Source organism: Cyanobacterium sp. T60_A2020_053, from assembly GCA_015272165.1.
Classification (GTDB): domain Bacteria; phylum Cyanobacteriota; class Cyanobacteriia; order Cyanobacteriales; family Cyanobacteriaceae; genus Cyanobacterium.
In genome coordinates this window covers 1-17,518 of record JACYMF010000101.1, presented here as the reverse complement: position 1 = coordinate 17,518, position 17,518 = coordinate 1, and the positions used below count along the sequence as shown (strand labels likewise).

Here is a 17,518-nt window from a genome sequence, read left to right as displayed (position 1 = left end):
ATTACCAATAGGGTGTTTTCTTTGTGTACTATAATTTATTACCAGATGAAGTGCGAAAGGTGGGTTAAAAAGTACCAGCAGACTATTTGTGTAGAATCAACCACCCATGACGGCTTGAGCAAGTCCGATGTAAAGAGGTATTCCCAAACCAATGGCTACGGGAGTACCTATGGCGGTGGATGCTCCTATATAAGCAGAGGGGTTAGCCGATGGAATCCCAGCGCGTAAAGTGGGTGGACCGGAGATGTCAGAACTAGAACAAGCGATAACAGCTAAGATCACCACACCACCAGCACTAAATCCTGTGACAGCATGGGCTACCATACCGAAACCAAAAGCAATCAATCCATGGAAGAGGGGTGCTACTACTGCATATACAGCGTACCATTGGGCAACTTTGCGCAATTCTCCCAGTCTTGACCAAGCCTCCATACCCATGATCAACATCAAGATAGAAAGAAACCCTCGAAAAAGAGGCTCATAAAAACTTTCAAAGACGCTTTCTGGACGAGTTATTATCCCCAAAGCCATACCAAGTAATAATGCGGACAAAGCTGATCCTTGAAGGCTCTCTTTAACAATGGGCCATATTTCAACGCCTTTTTTAGGGTTAGTGAGCTGAAGATACTCCTGTCTGGTGGCGGGATACTCTTCGTCACTGGGATAGTCTCCGGCGGCTACCGGGCGCTGGGCAAAGGATTCCTGTTTATTGAAATCCTATTCTAAGGTAGTACGTTGTTTGTTGACGTAAAGACTAGCCACAACAATGGCGGTGACGAGCGCTGGAATGTCCATGAAGGGATAAAGTGCCCCTGCCCAAGCCTCATACTCCATGCCCTGTTCTTCGAGGAGAGTTAAGGCTGCCGCCATGGTAGAGCCACTCACCGCTCCAAACAAACCGGCAGTAGCAATAGCATCTACTACTTTGACATTGGGTAGTTTTGCTAATGTATAGCGCCCGATGAATACAATAAGAATCCCTACTATCACAGCGAAGGCAGCAGGTAAGAGCATCTCAGTCAAATTAGATCCACGTAGGAGTTGAATATTATTTAACCCTCACAGGCTAAAAATGATGAGTAGATAAGCAAAATTAATTGGGCGTTTCATTCTTGATGTAGAGACGTTATCTGCAACGTCTTTACGGATATGTCAAAAATTGAATTGAGTTACAGACACACAATAAAAGTTAAAATAGGAAATAATTAACTTTTATTTATAATCAAGATTCATGGGCAACGAAACAATAGTATTATTGTCAACCAGAGAAATAGAAAAAATGCGCAATGCTGGAAAACTAGCGGCGCAATTATTAGAACATTTAGGGAAAATGGTCAAACCCGGAGTAAGTACCTACGCCCTCAACCAAGAAGCAGAAAAATGGACTAAAAGTAAAGGAGCAAAAAGCGCCCCTCTAGGTTATGGTAAACCACCTTTTCCTGCCTCTATTTGTACCAGTGTCAACGAAGTTATTTGTCATGGCATCCCTAGTAAAAACCACATTCTCAAAGACGGTGATATTATTAACATCGATGTTACCCCCATTGTTGACGGTTATCACGGAGATACCTCAAAAACCTTTTTTGTGGGGACTCCATCCCCTAGTACAAAAAAATTAGTGGAAGTGACAGAAGAATGCCTATATATTGGTATTAATGCAGTTAAGCCTAACGGCAGAATTGGAGACATCGGTGCTGCCATTCAGGAATACGCAGAAAGTCAAGGTTTTTCCGTGGTGCGCAATTTTGTAGGTCATGGTGTTGGTAGAGTATTTCATACTCCCCCCCAAGTGCCTCATTATGGTAGAAAAGGCACAGGGACAAAAATTCGCCCTGGCATGGTATTTACCATCGAACCCATGATTAATGAAGGTACATGGGAAGCTGATATGTTAGATGATGGTTGGACTGCGGTAACAAAAGATCGTAAATTATCGGCACAATTTGAGCATACCATCGCTGTTACCAAAACTGGAGTAGAAATTCTTACCGTTAATCGTTAAGTAATTTACCCACCGTGTAATGAATTACACGGCTACTGGTTTTACGTTCAATAAATTGAACTAAGATGTTGATCTTACTAATTTGTAAGTTATCAAGAGGACTTAATATAAGAATTATTTTCTATTAATTTATCATAATCACTGTAGAAGAGCCTTTTTATCAAGTTTCAATGATATTTTGATAAAAATTTAAAAGGTTTTTAGCTAAAGCATAATTAGTATATTTTTCCAGAGTTTTATCATATCCTTTTTGACCTAATTTTTTTGTTAAATTTACATCACTTATTAAATTTGTTAAACAATCCCTTAATGCCGTAACATTTTTCTCAGGAAAAATCAAACCACTGTCACCAATAACTAAAGGGATTTCCCCCGAATCAGAACCAATAACAGGCACTTTACACGCCATTGCCTCAATTAAAACATGACCAAATTGCTCTTTCCATCCCTTCGCAGAAATTGTCTGAAAATCGTCATCTGTCTGGGATGGTAAAACTAGAGTATTCATCACATTAATATACTTTGGTACTTGATCGTGGGGTACACTAGGAATAATTATTAACTGATCTTTTATACCTAATTTTTCAGCTTGATCAATAATAGTTTTTTCTAACTCACCTCTACCTAAAAGTAATAATTTCCACGATTTATTAACCTTTAATTCACTTACTGCATTAATTAAAGTTAAAATTCCTTTTTCTGGCACAAATCTACCCACAAAACCAATGACAAAATCATCATCGTTAATGCCTAATTCTTTTTTCAAATCTGGTTGTGTTTGAGGGCAAAATAACTTTTCATCCACTCCCAAGTTAGGCATAATAATATTTTTACCTTCATAACCGTGATTTTTTAATATATCTACAGCATCTTGATTTCCTGCCACTAAACCATCGGTATATTTGAGATTAAATTTTTCTAACCAACTAAAAAGAAATTTTAAATTATAAGGAATATTCCACCAAGTAAAAAAACAATTTTTAGCCTGAATATTTAAGAGCTTATTTAAGATAATAAATTGAGCATAAGCAAGAGATTTAACACCTTGTTCTACTTGAATTATATCGGGTTTAAAGGTCTTTAAAATATTGATAATATCTAGCCCAAAACAAAGTAAACCTTGATGATTTTGACTAAAATTACTGACAGGAATTACTTTTAAATTGCCCTCATCTTTAAATTCTGTTTTGATAATATTATTTTGAACCCCTTTAGGATTCCAAATTTTAGGGACAATTATCCTCACTTCAATATTAGGCGAAATTTTAGCTAATTCTCTCCATTTAGTGCAGTTTAAATCAACGATATAAGAATGTCCAACTACTAAAATTTTCATAAATATAGGGTGGATAACGCTCACCATTTTAGATTAGTTTTGACGAATAATCTCAAGCAATTTCCCAACCGTGTAATGAATTACACGGCTATTAGTTTTTCGTTCAATAAATTGAACTAAGATGTTGATATTACTGATTTGTAAGTAATTAAATAGACTTGATATAAAGCGTTTCATGGGTTGAATCATATTCAACCCCTACACAATAATTTATAATTGCCCTCTCATTGCCAATTTCATTTCTCTAACTGCTCTTTCTAAACCAACTAAAACAGAGCGACTAATGATACTATGACCGATATTAAGTTCTTCCATGCCCTCAATACAAGCCACGGGATAAACATTCCAATAGGTTAAACCATGCCCAGCATTGACTCTTAAACCTAAATCCAGCGCCCTCCGGGTGCCTAAATCCAGCGCCCTCAACTCTTGTTGTTGAATATCGGCGGAGGGCGCATCGGCATATTTGCCAGTGTGTAACTCAATAAATTGAGCCTTAGTTTTTGCCGCCGCCTCAATTTGGGCATCATCGGCATCAATAAACCAACTCACAGGGATTCCAGCGCCCTCCAACTGTGCCACAACTTCAGTAAAACGAGAGAGATTATTAACAATATCGATACCCCCTTCCGTGGTAACTTCTTGGCGATTTTCCGGCACGAGGGTGACATAATCAGGTTTAATCTCTAACGCAATATTGATCATTTCGGTGGTGGGCGCCATTTCCAAATTCAGGTGAGTGCGCACCGTTTGCCTTAACAAGCGAATATCTCGATCTTGAATGTGGCGCCTATCCTCGCGCAAGTGCGCCGTAATGCCATCAGCGCCCGCCAACTCCGCCAATACCGCTCCAGCAATCGGGTCTGGTTCAACTGTTCTCCTCGCCTGACGAATAGTAGCAATGTGGTCAATATTTACCCCTAGTGTTAACAAAATTTTTTCCTCATGTCAAACAAAACAAAAAAAGGGGTTGAAACCCCTTTCTAATATTTAATTTAACCTAATTTTGTTCTTTTTTGTTAGCTCTAATTTGATGTAATAAAAGCTCAATTTCCGCCTCTAAGTGCATATATTTAACTTGTTGATCGGCATTATATGCTTTTTGTAACTGTTCGATGTTATATTGGCTTGATTTTACTTGGGTTGCCATAATCGTGTATTTTTAGATTTTTTTATTAAAGTAAGTAATAAATTGTAACGCACAATGAACAATAAATAATTGACAATGGATAATTGATAACGAAAGACTATTAATTAGGGTTTGCCGAATAATACCAAGTCCGTTTAATCACTTACAAATTAGTGAGATTAATATCTTAGTTCAATTTATTGAACGAGATACCATTGGTTCCGTGTAATTCATTACACGGTGGGTAAAGTGCGAAGAAATAATCTATTTGTAACTAATTATCTGAACTTGATATAATTCAGAAGTGTTGATTCATAGAGGTTAAGACATAACTGCAAGTATCAAAAAATACGCAAAATAACGTTTTTAAAAATACAGTTAAAATACAAGATTACATACACTACACAAGAATAGTAAAACCTCATAATTCTAAATTCTAAATTTCCCCTCTCCTTCCCAATCTAACTACTTAACAGTAGCGCCAAACTGATCAATTAAAATATCCTTCAAAACCGATTTGAGATCATCACAAGGGATACTTTTTTGAGCTAATTCCCCTAACTTAGCATCCTTACCCACTTTACCGCCCAAGAAAAGGTTAACCCCTTCCACCACCTGACCATCTTTTTTCGCTTTTGTACCCATTATGCCAATATCACCAGCTTGAGCTTGTCCGCAAGAGTTAGGGCAACCTGTCCAGTGAATACGCACTCTTTCGGGGATATTTAACTCATTATCCAACTCTTGGGCTAATTTTAACCCTCGCTCTTTAGTTTCCACTAAAGCAAAATTACAATAGCGTGCGCCGGTACATGATACTAATGATCTAGTTAAAGGACTAGGATTGACGGAATATTTTTGTAAAATAGGCTCACTCAAAAAGGCTTCCACCTTGTCATCAGCCACATAAGGAATAACGAAATTTTGCTCCACCGTAGCGCGCACCTCCCCATTACCATAAACATCGGCGAGGCGCGCTACCGCAAACATTGCCTCCGCATCCAAGCGTCCAGCAGGTACATGAATACCAATATAATTATAACCCTCTTGTTTTTGCGGATGTACTCCGATATGGTCTTTTTTATCCATAGTGATAGCGGTGGAGGGCGCTGCAAACTCCAACGACTTACCCAACTCCTTCTCAATTTCAATACGAAAACGATTCACCCCCCAAGTTTCCACCAACCACATTAAACGCGCCTTAGCACGATTCTCCCGTAAACCTTCTTCTAAACCATACCGAGTATAAACCGTCAAAATAGCCCGACAAAGTTCCACAATTTCCTCATCATCAGCCTTAACCCATACATCCATCGGAATCGCCTCAGTGCACCTCTGCGCCGACAAATATCCCCCCACTAAAACATTAAAACCCAACTCCTCACCCTTAAAAGCAGGAATAAAAGCCACATCATTAATTTCTGCATGAATAGAATTATCTCGTGCGCCCTCCACCGCAATATTAAACTTACGGGGTAAATTACTAAAATCATAATTACCTTGACCATTATTAGTAATCATGTTCTGTAACTTATAATTAACCTCCCTAGTATCGTATAACTCATCAGGATCAATACCAGCCACTGGAGAGCCAGTTAAATTACGCACATTATCCATGCCCGACTGAATCGAAGTTAAACCCACCGCCTCCAGTTGACTAAAAATAGCCGAGATGTCTTCCAATAAAACTCCTCTTAGTTGAATATTCTGACGAGTAGTAATATCAGCACTACCATCATCCCCATAACGCTGAATAATTTGACCTAAAGTCGTCATCTGCTGACTATTAAGCACACCATTTGGCACTCTCAAACGCAACATAAACTTACCCGGAGTCACAGGACGAAAAAACACCCCTAACCATTTCAGACGAATAGTTAAATCAGCATCCCCAAGAGCTTCCCAGCCCATTTCCGCAAATTTTTCCACCTCATTTCTAACATCCAAACCGTCTTTTTCAGCCTTAACTTTCTCTATTTTATTTAGCTTTACTTTTTTACCCGTTGCTACAGTCATAACTTCCCTTCTTATACCAGTGAATTTATTTTTAATGGCAACAGACTAGCAATTTATCCCACCTTTTTTTTGTCAGTTTCACTACTAAATAATAAATTTCATACTGTTAACACAACTTGATTATGTATTTTCTGCATAATATGCCTTACCCAGACTCTGCTAAAAAAAGTGGAGTCGTGAGAGTAATGGATGATGAATTATTATTTCCCCTGTTGCCCCTTTACCCCTTATACTTTTGATCAATTATCAATTTTTCCGTTACCTACTCCCTTTTTCAAGAAAGAGGGTCTCAAGCTGTTATAATAAAACTTATCATCTTGACCTAACCAAGAAGACTCCAAACTAATCCTTAAAGGAAAAAATAAAGGCAGTGAAAGTAAAAATCATAATTGCAACAAACTAACACTTGACACTTGCCCTCAGAATATAATTAACATTATCGCTAATCGTAAAAATATATACCTTAGTTCATCATGACTGAAACTAATAATTACATGGAAATAGACCAAGAAGTTAAAGAACTTAACAATAATTTATCTTCAGAAAATACAGAAGATTTAATTCTGGATGATACAGAGGAAGTAACTGACTTAAATCAGGAATTACAAGAGTTAGAACAAAACACCAGCGCCCCTCACCCCGACACGGCAACCATCGATGAAATAAAATCAGAGGAAGAAGTTACCACCGCAGAAACAGAAGAAAATTCCCCTCCAGAGGACGAAAACGAAGAAATTAAACTATTACAAACCGAAATCGCCCACCTCAAAGAACAACTAACCATACAACAAGAACAAAATCAAGCCATTCAAGGGCAATACATGAGGTTAACCGCTGACTTCGACAACTATCGCCGGCGCACCAGCAAAGAAAAAGAGGAACTAGAAACCCAAGTCAAGAAAAAAACTATCACAGAATTACTTTCCGTAGTGGATAACTTTGAAAGAGCTAGAAGCCATATAAAACCAGCCAATGACGGCGAAATGGTAATTCATCGAAGCTATCAAGGAGTTTATAAAAACTTCGTTGATGCCCTCAAAAAACTAGGGGTTTCCGCCATGCGCCCTGAAGGTCAAATATTTGACCCCAACTTCCACGAAGCCATGCTCAGAGAATCAAGCCCAGAGCCAGAAGGTACGGTATTAGAGCAGTTAGTTAGAGGCTATATGCTCAATGAAGAAGTTCTCCGTTATGCCATGGTTAAAGTGGCAGCACCCATGGAAAACGATACCCCTCCAGAAAACGAAGAAAAAAATGAATAGTTTGCCGAAATTGGTTATAGACTTAAGAAAACTTTATTCACTAACCCATAGAGTTTAATTGAAAAACTTGACCAAGTTTTTCAAAAAAATAAAGATCAAATCAAAAGTATCAATGTTTTGAACCAAAGCACTTTTTACACAAGAATTAACCGTCAAACTTTTGACTCTTAATTATTAATCTTGCCTATGTGTAAACATTTCTTATTTTTTATTCTGACTACTTTGTTTAAATAGTTATTAGTGGTAGAGGATAAAATGAAAAGCCAAACATAGTTTGATTAACCCTGTAAAAAGGTAAGTTTAATTACTTTTGGTTAGTGATATAAATATTAAATTTCCTTGTAAGTTAAAAAATGTCGTCCTTTTGGGCATAATTTTGAGCAAGTGACCAAAATAAATAAGTAAATCTTTACTGCTGTGAGTTATGGGAAAAGTAATCGGAATTGATTTAGGAACAACTAACAGTTGTGTCGCAGTTTTGGAAGGTGGTAAGCCGTTAATCATCACCAACCAAGAAGGCTCACGGACTACCCCTAGTATTGTTGGTTTTGGTAAAGGTTCTCAGCGTTTAGTAGGTCAACTAGCAAAGCGCCAAGCTGTTACTAACGCCGAAAATACCATCTACAGCATTAAAAGATTTATTGGTAGAAGATGGTCAGACACAGATCATGATCGCAAAAGGGTGACATATGATTGTGCTTTAGGGAAAGATGATACAGTGGATGTACAAATTCAGGGAAAAAATTACACTCCCCAAGAAATATCTTCCATGATTTTGCAAAAGCTAAAAGCTGATGCTGAAACCTTTTTAGGAGAATCAGTCAGTAAAGCGGTAATTACAGTTCCAGCTTATTTTACCGATGCCCAACGTCAAGCCACTAAAGATGCTGGAACGATCGCTGGTTTGGAAGTAATGCGCATTATCAACGAACCTACCGCTGCTGCCCTTGCCTACGGTTTAGATAAACAGGATGAGGAGCAACACGTTTTAGTCTTTGACCTTGGCGGTGGAACGTTTGACGTGTCTGTATTACAACTGGGTAACGGTATTTTTGAAGTGGTTTCCACTTCTGGTAATAATCAGTTAGGGGGAGATGATTTTGATGCTTTGATTGTTGATTGGTTAATCGATAAATTTAAACAACAGGAAGGCATTGATCTCAGTTCTGATAAAATGGCTCTCCAGAGACTGCGAGAAGCTGCTGAAAAAGCCAAAATTGAGTTATCCAACCTCAAGGAAACTTCCATCAATTTACCTTTTATCACTGCGGATGATAGTGGTCCTAAACATTTAGAGTTAGAGTTGTCTCGTCCTCATTTAGAAGAATTAGTAGCGCCCTTAGTCGATGAAATTATCCCTCCCATGCGACGGGCTCTCAATGATTCAGAGTTGAGCAAGGATAAAATTAATCGGGTGGTATTGGTGGGCGGATCAACGAGAATGCCTGCTATTTCCGCTAAAATTGAGGAGTTTTTTGGCAAAAGAATTCAAATTGACCGATCGATCAATCCTGATGAAGCGGTAGCATTGGGTGCGGCTGTGCAGGGGGGAGTTTTGGGCGGTGAAGTGCGCAATTTGTTGTTATTAGATGTCACACCGTTATCCCTTGGTTTGGAAACTTTGGGAGAAGTATTTACCAAAATTATTGAACGCAACACCACGATTCCCACTAGCCGAGCGCAAATTTTTTCTACGGCGGTAGATGGTCAAACTTCTGTAGAGGTTCACGTTTTACAGGGTGAGCGCTCCATGGTCAAGGATAATAAGAGTTTAGGGAAGTTTTTGTTAACAGGTATTCCCCCTGCTCCTCGGGGCATTCCTCAAATTGAAGTGTCTTTTGACATTGATGCGGATGGTATTTTAAAAGTTAGTGCCAGAGACAAAGGCACAGGATTAGAGCAGGGTATCGTGATTAGTAATACGGGTGCTTTAGACCCTGCGGAAATCGAATCCATGCGCATCGAGGCTCAACAGAATGCTTCAACCGATCGCCGTCGAGTGGAATTAGTGGAGGTGAAAAAACAGTTAGATAGTTTATTGTACAGTTATGAATTGAGTTTGGAGAAAAATCCGGGGTTGGCTTCATCTTCTTTACAGGAAGAAATTAACCAGAAAAAAAATAAAATTGCTCGCGCCATTGATTCTCCCGATATTTCGGTGGGTCAAATTGAATCTATGTTGACGGATTTACGAGAAACTATTATTAATGCGGGCGCTAGAGCCTATGATAATGATATGAATTCCAGCGCCCCTCTCCCAGAAGTACAAGGATCCACTATGTATGAATCCATCGATGGCGATGATGGCGAATTCAAGAGCATTGAGGAGGAAATTTTAAGCGGTTTGAGCCAAATTTCAGCCGGTACTAATGAATTTGATTTTGATTATGATCAGGATGAAACTATTACTGGAGATTATGAAAGTGTAGATTAATTATCATTAATAACGCTTACTCATATTTTCACTGAGATACAACCAAGAAATAACCAACAATTGGTCATAATCAACAAAATAATATTAGAATAAGTAAAGAAATGTAAAAAGAATCTACTTAGTATCGAGATAACCTCTATGACTGACGCTCCCGTAAAACGACTGCGCAATTTTTCTATTATTGCTCACATTGATCATGGTAAATCAACTCTAGCAGATCGGATGCTACAAAATACCGAAACTGTGGCAGTTCGGGAGATGAAGGAGCAGTTTCTCGATAACATGGATTTGGAAAGGGAGAGAGGTATTACCATCAAACTTCAAGCCGCGCGGATGAATTATAAGGCTAAAGATGGTGAAGATTATGTACTTAACCTCATTGATACCCCCGGACACGTTGACTTTTCCTATGAAGTATCTCGATCTCTTGCCGCCTGTGAAGGGGCGCTCTTGGTGGTAGATGCTTCCCAAGGGGTAGAAGCTCAAACCCTCGCTAACGTTTATCTTGCCCTCGAAAATAACCTCGAAATTATCCCCATTTTAAATAAAATTGACCTGCCGGGCGCTGAACCGGAAAGAGTTATTAATGAAATTGAGGAAGTAATTGGCTTGGATTGTAGTAATATTATCCGTGCTTCTGCTAAAAATGGCATTGGTATTGATGATATTTTACAAGCAATCGTGGATCAAGTTCCTCCTCCTGCAGATACTATTGATAAACCTTTTCGGGCGCTAATTTTTGACAGCTATTATGATCCTTATCGGGGGGTTGTGGTTTATTTCCGAGTGGTGGATGGTTCAGTTAAAAAGGGTGATCGCATTCTTTTAATGGCTTCTGGTAAGCAATATGATTTAGATGAAATTGGTATTTTATCGCCTAATCAAATTCAAGTAGATGAATTACACGCTGGAGAAGTGGGTTATTTGGCGGCATCGATTAAAACTGTAGAAGATGCGAGGGTGGGGGATACCATTACCCTGATGAGTAGTAAAGCCACTGAGCCTTTACCCGGTTATACTGAGGCTAAACCCATGGTATTTTGTGGGCTTTTCCCGACGGATGCGGACCAGTATGCTGACCTCAAAGATGCTTTAGAAAAGTTAAAGTTAAATGATGCGGCGCTGTCTTATGAGCCTGAAACATCCAGCGCCATGGGCTTTGGTTTCCGTTGCGGTTTCTTGGGCTTGTTACATTTAGAAATCGTCCAAGAAAGACTAGAAAGGGAATATAATCTTGATTTAATCACCACAGCGCCCTCCGTGGTTTATCGAGTTACTACCACTGACGGCGAAGAGATTTATATCGATAATCCCAGCGCCCTCCCCGATCCCCAAAAACGGGTTAAAATCGAAGAACCTTATATAAAGGTAGAAATGATCACTCCTGAAACCTATGTAGGGGCGCTAATGGATTTGTGTCAAACTCGGCGCGGTGTTTTCATTGATATGAAATATTTTACGATGAACCGCACTAATTTAATTTATGAATTGCCTTTGGCGGAAGTGGTAACGGACTTTTTCGATCAACTTAAATCTCGCTCCCGTGGTTACGCTAGTATGGAATATCAATTAATCGGTTATCGAGAAAATAACTTAATCCGTCTTGATATTATGGTAAATAAAGACCCAGTGGATGCCCTAGCGATGATTGTGCATCGTGATAAGGCTTATCATGTGGGGAGGGCGCTGACGGAAAAACTCAAGGAACTAATTCCTCGTCACCAATTTAAAGTACCTATTCAAGCAGCTATCGGGGCAAAAATTATCGCTAGTGAACATATTCCAGCTTTGCGTAAAGATGTACTAGCAAAATGCTATGGTGGTGATATTAGTCGTAAGAAAAAACTACTACAAAAACAAGCTAAAGGTAAAAAGCGCATGAAGTCTATCGGTACTGTGGATGTACCACAAGAGGCTTTTATGGCAGTTTTGAAAATCACCACTTAAAAATGATTTTGTAGGTTGGGTTAAACGAAGCGCAACCCAACACAAAATGATTAAGTTAGATAACCTCTTACCTTAAATATGGGATCATGAAATTATGGTTGGGGATGTGGGGTTTTTTGCCTCAACCTAGCCTAGGAATTTTCTAGTGGTAAGCCATTTTCAAGAGAATAAATTGGGTTTTTTGGCGATTAGGTGTAAAGTTATTATCACTAACTAAAATTAAACTTTGATTACCATCTGCTAAGGGTTTTCCCATAGTCATTCCTTCCAAATTATCCAATTCTATATTTAGGTTTTGTAGGTCAAAAACTAATTTTTTACTAATAGGATTAATGCTGTCAATATTTCCTGCTAAACTTTTTTCGTTACTAATATCACTGGCATTTGCCATTACAATTTGATATATTTTTGCTCCAAATCCTCTCAAGCCCAAGTTTCTTTCTAAACTTAATAAATAACCTTCTTGGGGAAGGGCTAATAATTCACTGATGCCATTAACTATCACTCCCAATGGTGGTTTATCTACAGGGTAAAGATGTTCAGCAATTAATACGGGTGTACTAAAAGGGTTAACTACATAGTGCATCATTCGACTACGCAATAAGCTATTAATATTTTTGGGGTCAAAGTCTTGACTTAATGCTAATTCTGTGCTGGTAAATAATCTAAATGGGTCTTCTTTACTGATGCCGTTGGCTTTGATGGTGAGGGATTCAAAACCATAGTTATCTTGGATACCTTTATTTTCTTTTTTATCATAGATGTAGCGATTGGGAATGGGTACGGCGGAAAGGAAGTTGCCTTGTAAGTCATATTGATTGATGAATGGGGGAATGGCTTTATTGCTGACTCCTTCGCTGGAGATAAACAGGGTATTGCGAGGGCTGTAGGCGATGGCTTCGGTATCAATGTTATTATTAGCATAAAGTTGCCCCTGTTGATTTTTGAGGTAGTTTACCCCGATGATTTTTACTTCTTTGATGCCTGTGTCATCATAGTTGATTTTGGCGGTGTAGAAGCGCGCTGGGTTAATGCTAGACCTATCATCGGAGATGAGATAATATTCTTCTTGTTGGGGGTTATAGGTGATGCCGGAGAAACCGCCGATAGTAGTATCGTTAAAGGTTTTTGTTGTTAGTTCATAATTACTGACATATTGTAATGATAAATCGGTAAATAATCTTTCTTGAGCAATGGCTGAAGGCTGGAGGGCGCTGAGGCTTATGAAGATAACCAATATTAGTCTTAACATAATTATTTTTTATGTTTGTTTTGAGACTTATCTTACAGTAGTTTTAATTTTCTTAAACTACACTTTTGATTTTCATAAAGATTTTGTTTGTGCCTTTGGGAGAAACAAAAAGCATTGATATCTCCAGAAATACGGGTAAGATGATTGTTTCATTAGTCATCTCCAAAATATAATAATTTCTAAAAATTGGTATAATATTCCTCTTTTGTCACTTTCTGAAGCAGGTAATATCAAAGATATGAATTTATCCACTGAGAAAATAATTCATACAATTATTAGTGTGCAAAGTAGTGATTCAAATCACACTTTAAATGGTATAAATGATATATGCTTTTATGGGTCGCCTGAGATTCGAACTCAGGACCAATCAGTTAAAAGCCGAGTGCTCTACCGCTGAGCTAGCGACCCGTGTCGTATTGTTCACTTCAATATAAACTATATTAACGAACTTTTTTTCAATCTGCAACATATTTTCACTTTCTTCGTTGACTGTTGTCTATCCTGATACTGACAGTAATTTAGTCGTAATAGTGTTGCTATGATAATTGTAGCCTTACAAACTAAAAAAAGATAATGAATGATAAAATTGCGGTGATTGGCGCAGGTATAGCTGGGTTAACTTTAGCTACTCGGTTACAGGAGAAAGGTATTGAGGTAAGAGTCTTTGATAAAGGGCGCGGTGTGGGTGGTAGAATGTCCAGTCGGCGCACGGATTGGGGTTACATTGATCATGGTACGCAATATTTTGGCTTAGAAAATGATCGTTTTCGTGATTTTATCGCTACCTACGGTAATATTTTGCAACCATGGGAAGGGCGCTGGGGTTTATGGCAAGATGGCAAGTTACAGGAAGATGAAGTTGAAAAACCTCGCTATGTGCCGACTAAGGCAATGAATAATTTGTGTAAGTATTTGGCTGGGGATGTGACGGTTAAACTCGAAACTAGAATTATTAAGTTGGTGAAAGAAGATACTTGGACTTTGATCGATGAAAACAATCATCATTATACTGATTTTGACACAGTGATATTAACAGCGCCCGTCGCCCAATCTCTAGCATTGTTACCTGATAATAGCCCTCTAAAAGCACAAATTGACGGTTTAACCATGTTACCTTGTTATAGTTTGATGGTCGTTCCTACCCATAAAATAAACTTACCCTACGATGGCATTAAATTCGTTCATCCTGTTTTAGGTTGGCTTAGTGTCAATGATAGCAAACCCTTACGGCATAGTGCAGGGGCGCTGGTGATTCAATCTAACTTCAATTTTGCTCTTGATAATTTAATGACTGATTCTGCCGTTGTCACTCAACAACTAATTGACTCGGTAGAAAAAATCTTCAACATTACATTAAATAATTTTCTATATCAATCGCTACATTTGTGGCGTTATGCTTTACCAGCACAGATGAACCCTCAAGGATATTATTATGATGATAGTTGTAATTTGGGGATGTGCGCTGATTGGTGCGCTAATGGTAGGGTGGAGGGCGCTTTTCTCAGTGCTGACGCTCTGGCACAACATTTATTATAAGTAGGGGTTGCTGAAAAAGTGCAATCGTGAGGGGAGGTGTCAGGTTTCGGGTGTCAGGTTTCAGGTGAAATGCTTATAAAGTAAAGAGTTAAGCCAAATAGTTATTTTTCATAAATTGCTAATTTGTATCAATAATTTTTGATAGCGAAGAAAGAAATACGGTATTTTTAGAGAAAAAGAACTATTTTTAGCACTTTTTTTTGAGTTTTATTGTGCTTAAAACCTTTATTTGACAAGGGTTTTGATTTATTCAGCAGACCCTAAATATCATTAAGGATGAAAATAGTTATAAATAATTTGGGCTAAATTACCGCCAATACCTTCCACCTGCTGTAACTGTTCTATGGTAGCCTCTCTGATATAATCAACTGAGTGGAAGTGCGCTAGTAAACGTTTTTGGCGCTCAAAACCTAAACCCGGAATATTATCAAGATATGAGCGTCTTTGCTCTTTTAATCTCTGTTGACGATGAAATGTTACCGCAAAACGATGGGCTTCATCTCTTAATCTTCTTAATAATTGTACTCCTGCTTGTTCAGAATTAGTCGGTAACGGTTGAGATTGATTCGGCAAAAAAATTTCTTCTCTTTTTTTCGCTAAACTAATTACATTTATTTTGTCAATTAAATTTAATTCTGTTAAGGTTTTCCACACTGCCGAAAGCTGTCCTTTTCCCCCATCAATCATTACTAAATCAGGATGAGGATCATTACTGCTAAAACGTCTTTTAATTACTTCTTGTAAAGACAAAAAATCATCAGAATGTCCGATGGTAATAGTGGGGTTTTTAATCTTATAATGGCGGTAATATTGTTTAGCTGGTTGCCCATCAATAAATACCACTCTCGAAGCTACAGCATTTGAACCTTGTAAATGGGAAATATCATAACCTTCAATATGTCTAGGTGGTTCAGCTAAGTTTAATATTCTTCCTAAATCAGCTAAAGCTAAAATATTTTGCTCCGTTAACTTTTGAGTTTTAGTTAATTCAATTTCAGCATTTTTTTGCACCATGTTAATTAACTCGGCTTTTAATTGTCTTTGAGGCACAATAATATTAATTTTTCGCCCTGTTTTAGCTAATAGCCATTGCGTTAAAAAATCTTCATCAGTAAGAGGATATTGTACTAAAATTTGGGGCGGTATTTCTACAGGATCAATTTGTTGATAATGTTGCTCTAAAACTGTTTGTAAAATCTCCCCAGCGCCCTCCGCCTCACCCCTATCCACATAAAAACCCAAGCGCCCCACTAATCTTCCTGAGCGAATTTGGAATAATTGAATACAAGTATGATCTTGATCTTGTGCCAAAGCAATGGCATCCTGAGAAATAGTATCATCAGGTAACGCCACTTTCTGAGAAGCAAATAATTGTTGTAAATCCCTAATTTGATCTCGATATTGCGCCGCCTTTTCAAAGTCTAGGTTAACAGAAGCCTTTGCCATCTGCTGTTGTAATTGTTTAATTAGTTCATCAGTTCTACCTTGAAAAATGAGAGAAATTTTGGTGATAACATTACGATATTCTTCAGGGGTGATGAGATTTTGACAGACTCCGGGGCATTTTCCTATATCATAATTGAGACAAGGACGATCTTTATATAACGGTGACGGGCGCTGGCGTAAAGCAAAATTACTTTTCACCAAATCCAGAGTATGCCTTAAACTACGACTATCCACATAAGGACCATAATAACGATCATTCCTCGATTTCATGCGCCGTTTACGAGTAATAAAAATGCGCGGATAATCCTCTGACCAAGTAATACAAATGTATGGATATTTTTTATCATCCTTGAGGAGAATATTAAAATGAGGCTGATGTTTTTTAATCAAATTTGCCTCAAAAGCGAGGGCTTCCGCTTCCGTATCAGTGACAATAAACTCTATATCCTCCACCTGTCGCACCATCAAAGCAATGCGATTAGTGTGGTTTGCAGAAGGAGAAAAATAGGAAGAAACCCGACGGCGTAAATGTTTTGCCTTGCCGATATAAATAATTTCTCCCAGTTTATCCTTCATAAAATAAACTCCTGGCGAAGAGGGCAAGTCTTTCAATATAACTGTCATCTGTATGGTTTGTTAAAAAATGTTAAGCACCTTATCTTTTATATTATGACAATTACTCAGAATCAAAAAGATTGTGAACAGGAGATAAACCCTTCACCTCCATATCAGGAAAACCTTTGCGACTTTGCGACTTTGCGAGAGAAAAAGAAATGCACTTTTTCTACTTGAACAAATTTTCAGCCATCGACAAATAAGTTTACAAAGCCAAAACCTATAACAATCAAGACTTTTGGCTATAAATTGGGGATAAAAATAAAGAAATATGAAAAACTCCTTGACAAAACTTTACATAGTTCGCTATTATATAAATGTGAGCAAAACAACTCACAAACGTACCTAGAAAAAATTTATAACGCAATCATAACAACATGACTACCACTTTACAACAACAACAGTCTTCCACATGGGAGCAGTTTTGTCAGTGGATCACTTCTACCAACAACCGCTTATATGTAGGCTGGTTCGGTGTATTAATGATTCCTTGCTTATTAGCTGCAACCACTTGCTTCTTAATCGCTTTCGTAGCTGCTCCTC

Annotated in this window: 12 protein-coding genes, 1 tRNA gene and 1 pseudogene; 6 read left to right on the top strand and 8 right to left on the bottom strand. The window is 38.1% G+C overall.

Annotated features, from left to right (window positions below; genetic code table 11):
* Positions 1-96 precede the first annotated feature (96 nt).
* Positions 97-1,110 (bottom strand): annotated as a pseudogene (locus IGQ45_13440) (sodium-dependent bicarbonate transport family permease).
* Between the two features lie 121 nt (positions 1,111-1,231).
* Here IGQ45_13440 and map point away from each other — a divergent pair.
* Positions 1,232-2,002, top strand: a complete 771-nt coding sequence (map, locus tag IGQ45_13435; protein ID MBF2058179.1) for a type I methionyl aminopeptidase — start codon at positions 1,232-1,234, stop codon at positions 2,000-2,002.
* A gap of 160 nt (positions 2,003-2,162) precedes the next feature.
* Here map and IGQ45_13430 read toward each other — a convergent pair whose 3' ends face one another.
* The 4 genes from IGQ45_13430 to IGQ45_13415 form a co-directional block, all read right to left on the bottom strand.
* Entirely contained in the window at positions 2,163-3,338 is a 1,176-nt protein-coding gene (locus IGQ45_13430; GenBank protein ID MBF2058178.1) for a glycosyltransferase family 4 protein, read from the bottom strand.
* A gap of 210 nt (positions 3,339-3,548) precedes the next feature.
* A complete protein-coding gene (locus IGQ45_13425) occupies positions 3,549-4,271 on the bottom strand; it encodes a pyridoxine 5'-phosphate synthase (GenBank protein ID MBF2058177.1) in 723 nt (240 codons plus the stop codon).
* A 67-nt stretch (positions 4,272-4,338) separates the two neighbouring features.
* Positions 4,339-4,488: a hypothetical protein gene (locus IGQ45_13420; protein MBF2058176.1), complete on the bottom strand. Its 150-nt coding sequence runs from the start codon at positions 4,486-4,488 to the stop codon at positions 4,339-4,341.
* A gap of 444 nt (positions 4,489-4,932) precedes the next feature.
* The gene (locus IGQ45_13415; GenBank protein MBF2058175.1) at positions 4,933-6,483 is read right to left on the bottom strand and encodes a ferredoxin--nitrite reductase; all 1,551 of its coding nucleotides are present in this window, start codon (positions 6,481-6,483) and stop codon (positions 4,933-4,935) included.
* A gap of 473 nt (positions 6,484-6,956) precedes the next feature.
* Here IGQ45_13415 and grpE point away from each other — a divergent pair, with 473 nt between their 5' ends.
* From grpE to lepA, 3 genes are all read left to right on the top strand, one after another.
* On the top strand, positions 6,957-7,745 hold the full coding sequence (grpE, locus tag IGQ45_13410) for a nucleotide exchange factor GrpE (GenBank protein ID MBF2058174.1): 789 nt from the start codon (positions 6,957-6,959) through the stop codon (positions 7,743-7,745).
* Positions 7,746-8,169: 424 nt separating this feature from the next.
* Positions 8,170-10,179, top strand: coding sequence for a molecular chaperone DnaK (gene dnaK / locus IGQ45_13405; GenBank protein MBF2058173.1), 2,010 nt, complete (start codon positions 8,170-8,172; stop codon positions 10,177-10,179).
* Positions 10,180-10,317: 138 nt separating this feature from the next.
* A complete protein-coding gene (gene lepA, locus IGQ45_13400; GenBank protein MBF2058172.1) occupies positions 10,318-12,126 on the top strand; it encodes an elongation factor 4 in 1,809 nt (602 codons plus the stop codon).
* A 142-nt stretch (positions 12,127-12,268) separates the two neighbouring features.
* On the opposite strand, the gene IGQ45_13395 is transcribed toward lepA, so the two are convergent.
* Together IGQ45_13395 and IGQ45_13390 are read right to left on the bottom strand one after the other, a co-directional pair.
* Entirely contained in the window at positions 12,269-13,378 is a 1,110-nt protein-coding gene (locus IGQ45_13395; protein ID MBF2058171.1) for an esterase-like activity of phytase family protein, read from the bottom strand.
* A 336-nt stretch (positions 13,379-13,714) separates the two neighbouring features.
* Positions 13,715-13,786 (bottom strand) — tRNA-Lys (locus IGQ45_13390).
* Between the two features lie 165 nt (positions 13,787-13,951).
* Here IGQ45_13390 and IGQ45_13385 point away from each other — a divergent pair.
* Positions 13,952-14,914 carry an FAD-dependent oxidoreductase gene (locus IGQ45_13385; GenBank protein ID MBF2058170.1) on the top strand — a complete coding sequence of 321 codons (963 nt, stop codon included), beginning with the start codon at positions 13,952-13,954 and terminating at the stop codon, positions 14,912-14,914.
* A 270-nt stretch (positions 14,915-15,184) separates the two neighbouring features.
* On the opposite strand, the gene uvrC is transcribed toward IGQ45_13385, so the two are convergent.
* Entirely contained in the window at positions 15,185-16,984 is a 1,800-nt protein-coding gene (gene uvrC, locus IGQ45_13380) for an excinuclease ABC subunit UvrC (protein ID MBF2058169.1), read from the bottom strand.
* A gap of 368 nt (positions 16,985-17,352) precedes the next feature.
* On the opposite strand from uvrC, the gene IGQ45_13375 reads away from it, so the two are divergent.
* On the top strand, positions 17,353-17,518 hold a 166-nt coding region (locus IGQ45_13375), incomplete at its 3' end, for a photosystem II q(b) protein (protein ID MBF2058168.1).

What these genes read in the sequence shown, in the direction of transcription:
- map (MBF2058179.1), top strand. Translation starts at nt 1,232, where the DNA reads ATGGGCAACGAAACAATAGTATTATTGTCAACCAGAGAAATAGAAAAA.
- IGQ45_13430 (MBF2058178.1), bottom strand. Translation starts at nt 3,338, where the DNA reads ATGAAAATTTTAGTAGTTGGACATTCTTATATCGTTGATTTAAACTGC.
- IGQ45_13420 (MBF2058176.1), bottom strand. Translation starts at nt 4,488, where the DNA reads ATGGCAACCCAAGTAAAATCAAGCCAATATAACATCGAACAGTTACAA.
- IGQ45_13415 (MBF2058175.1), bottom strand. Translation starts at nt 6,483, where the DNA reads ATGACTGTAGCAACGGGTAAAAAAGTAAAGCTAAATAAAATAGAGAAA.
- grpE (MBF2058174.1), top strand. Translation starts at nt 6,957, where the DNA reads ATGACTGAAACTAATAATTACATGGAAATAGACCAAGAAGTTAAAGAA.
- dnaK (MBF2058173.1), top strand. Translation starts at nt 8,170, where the DNA reads ATGGGAAAAGTAATCGGAATTGATTTAGGAACAACTAACAGTTGTGTC.
- lepA (MBF2058172.1), top strand. Translation starts at nt 10,318, where the DNA reads ATGACTGACGCTCCCGTAAAACGACTGCGCAATTTTTCTATTATTGCT.
- IGQ45_13395 (MBF2058171.1), bottom strand. Translation starts at nt 13,378, where the DNA reads ATGTTAAGACTAATATTGGTTATCTTCATAAGCCTCAGCGCCCTCCAG.
- IGQ45_13385 (MBF2058170.1), top strand. Translation starts at nt 13,952, where the DNA reads ATGAATGATAAAATTGCGGTGATTGGCGCAGGTATAGCTGGGTTAACT.
- uvrC (MBF2058169.1), bottom strand. Translation starts at nt 16,984, where the DNA reads ATGACAGTTATATTGAAAGACTTGCCCTCTTCGCCAGGAGTTTATTTT.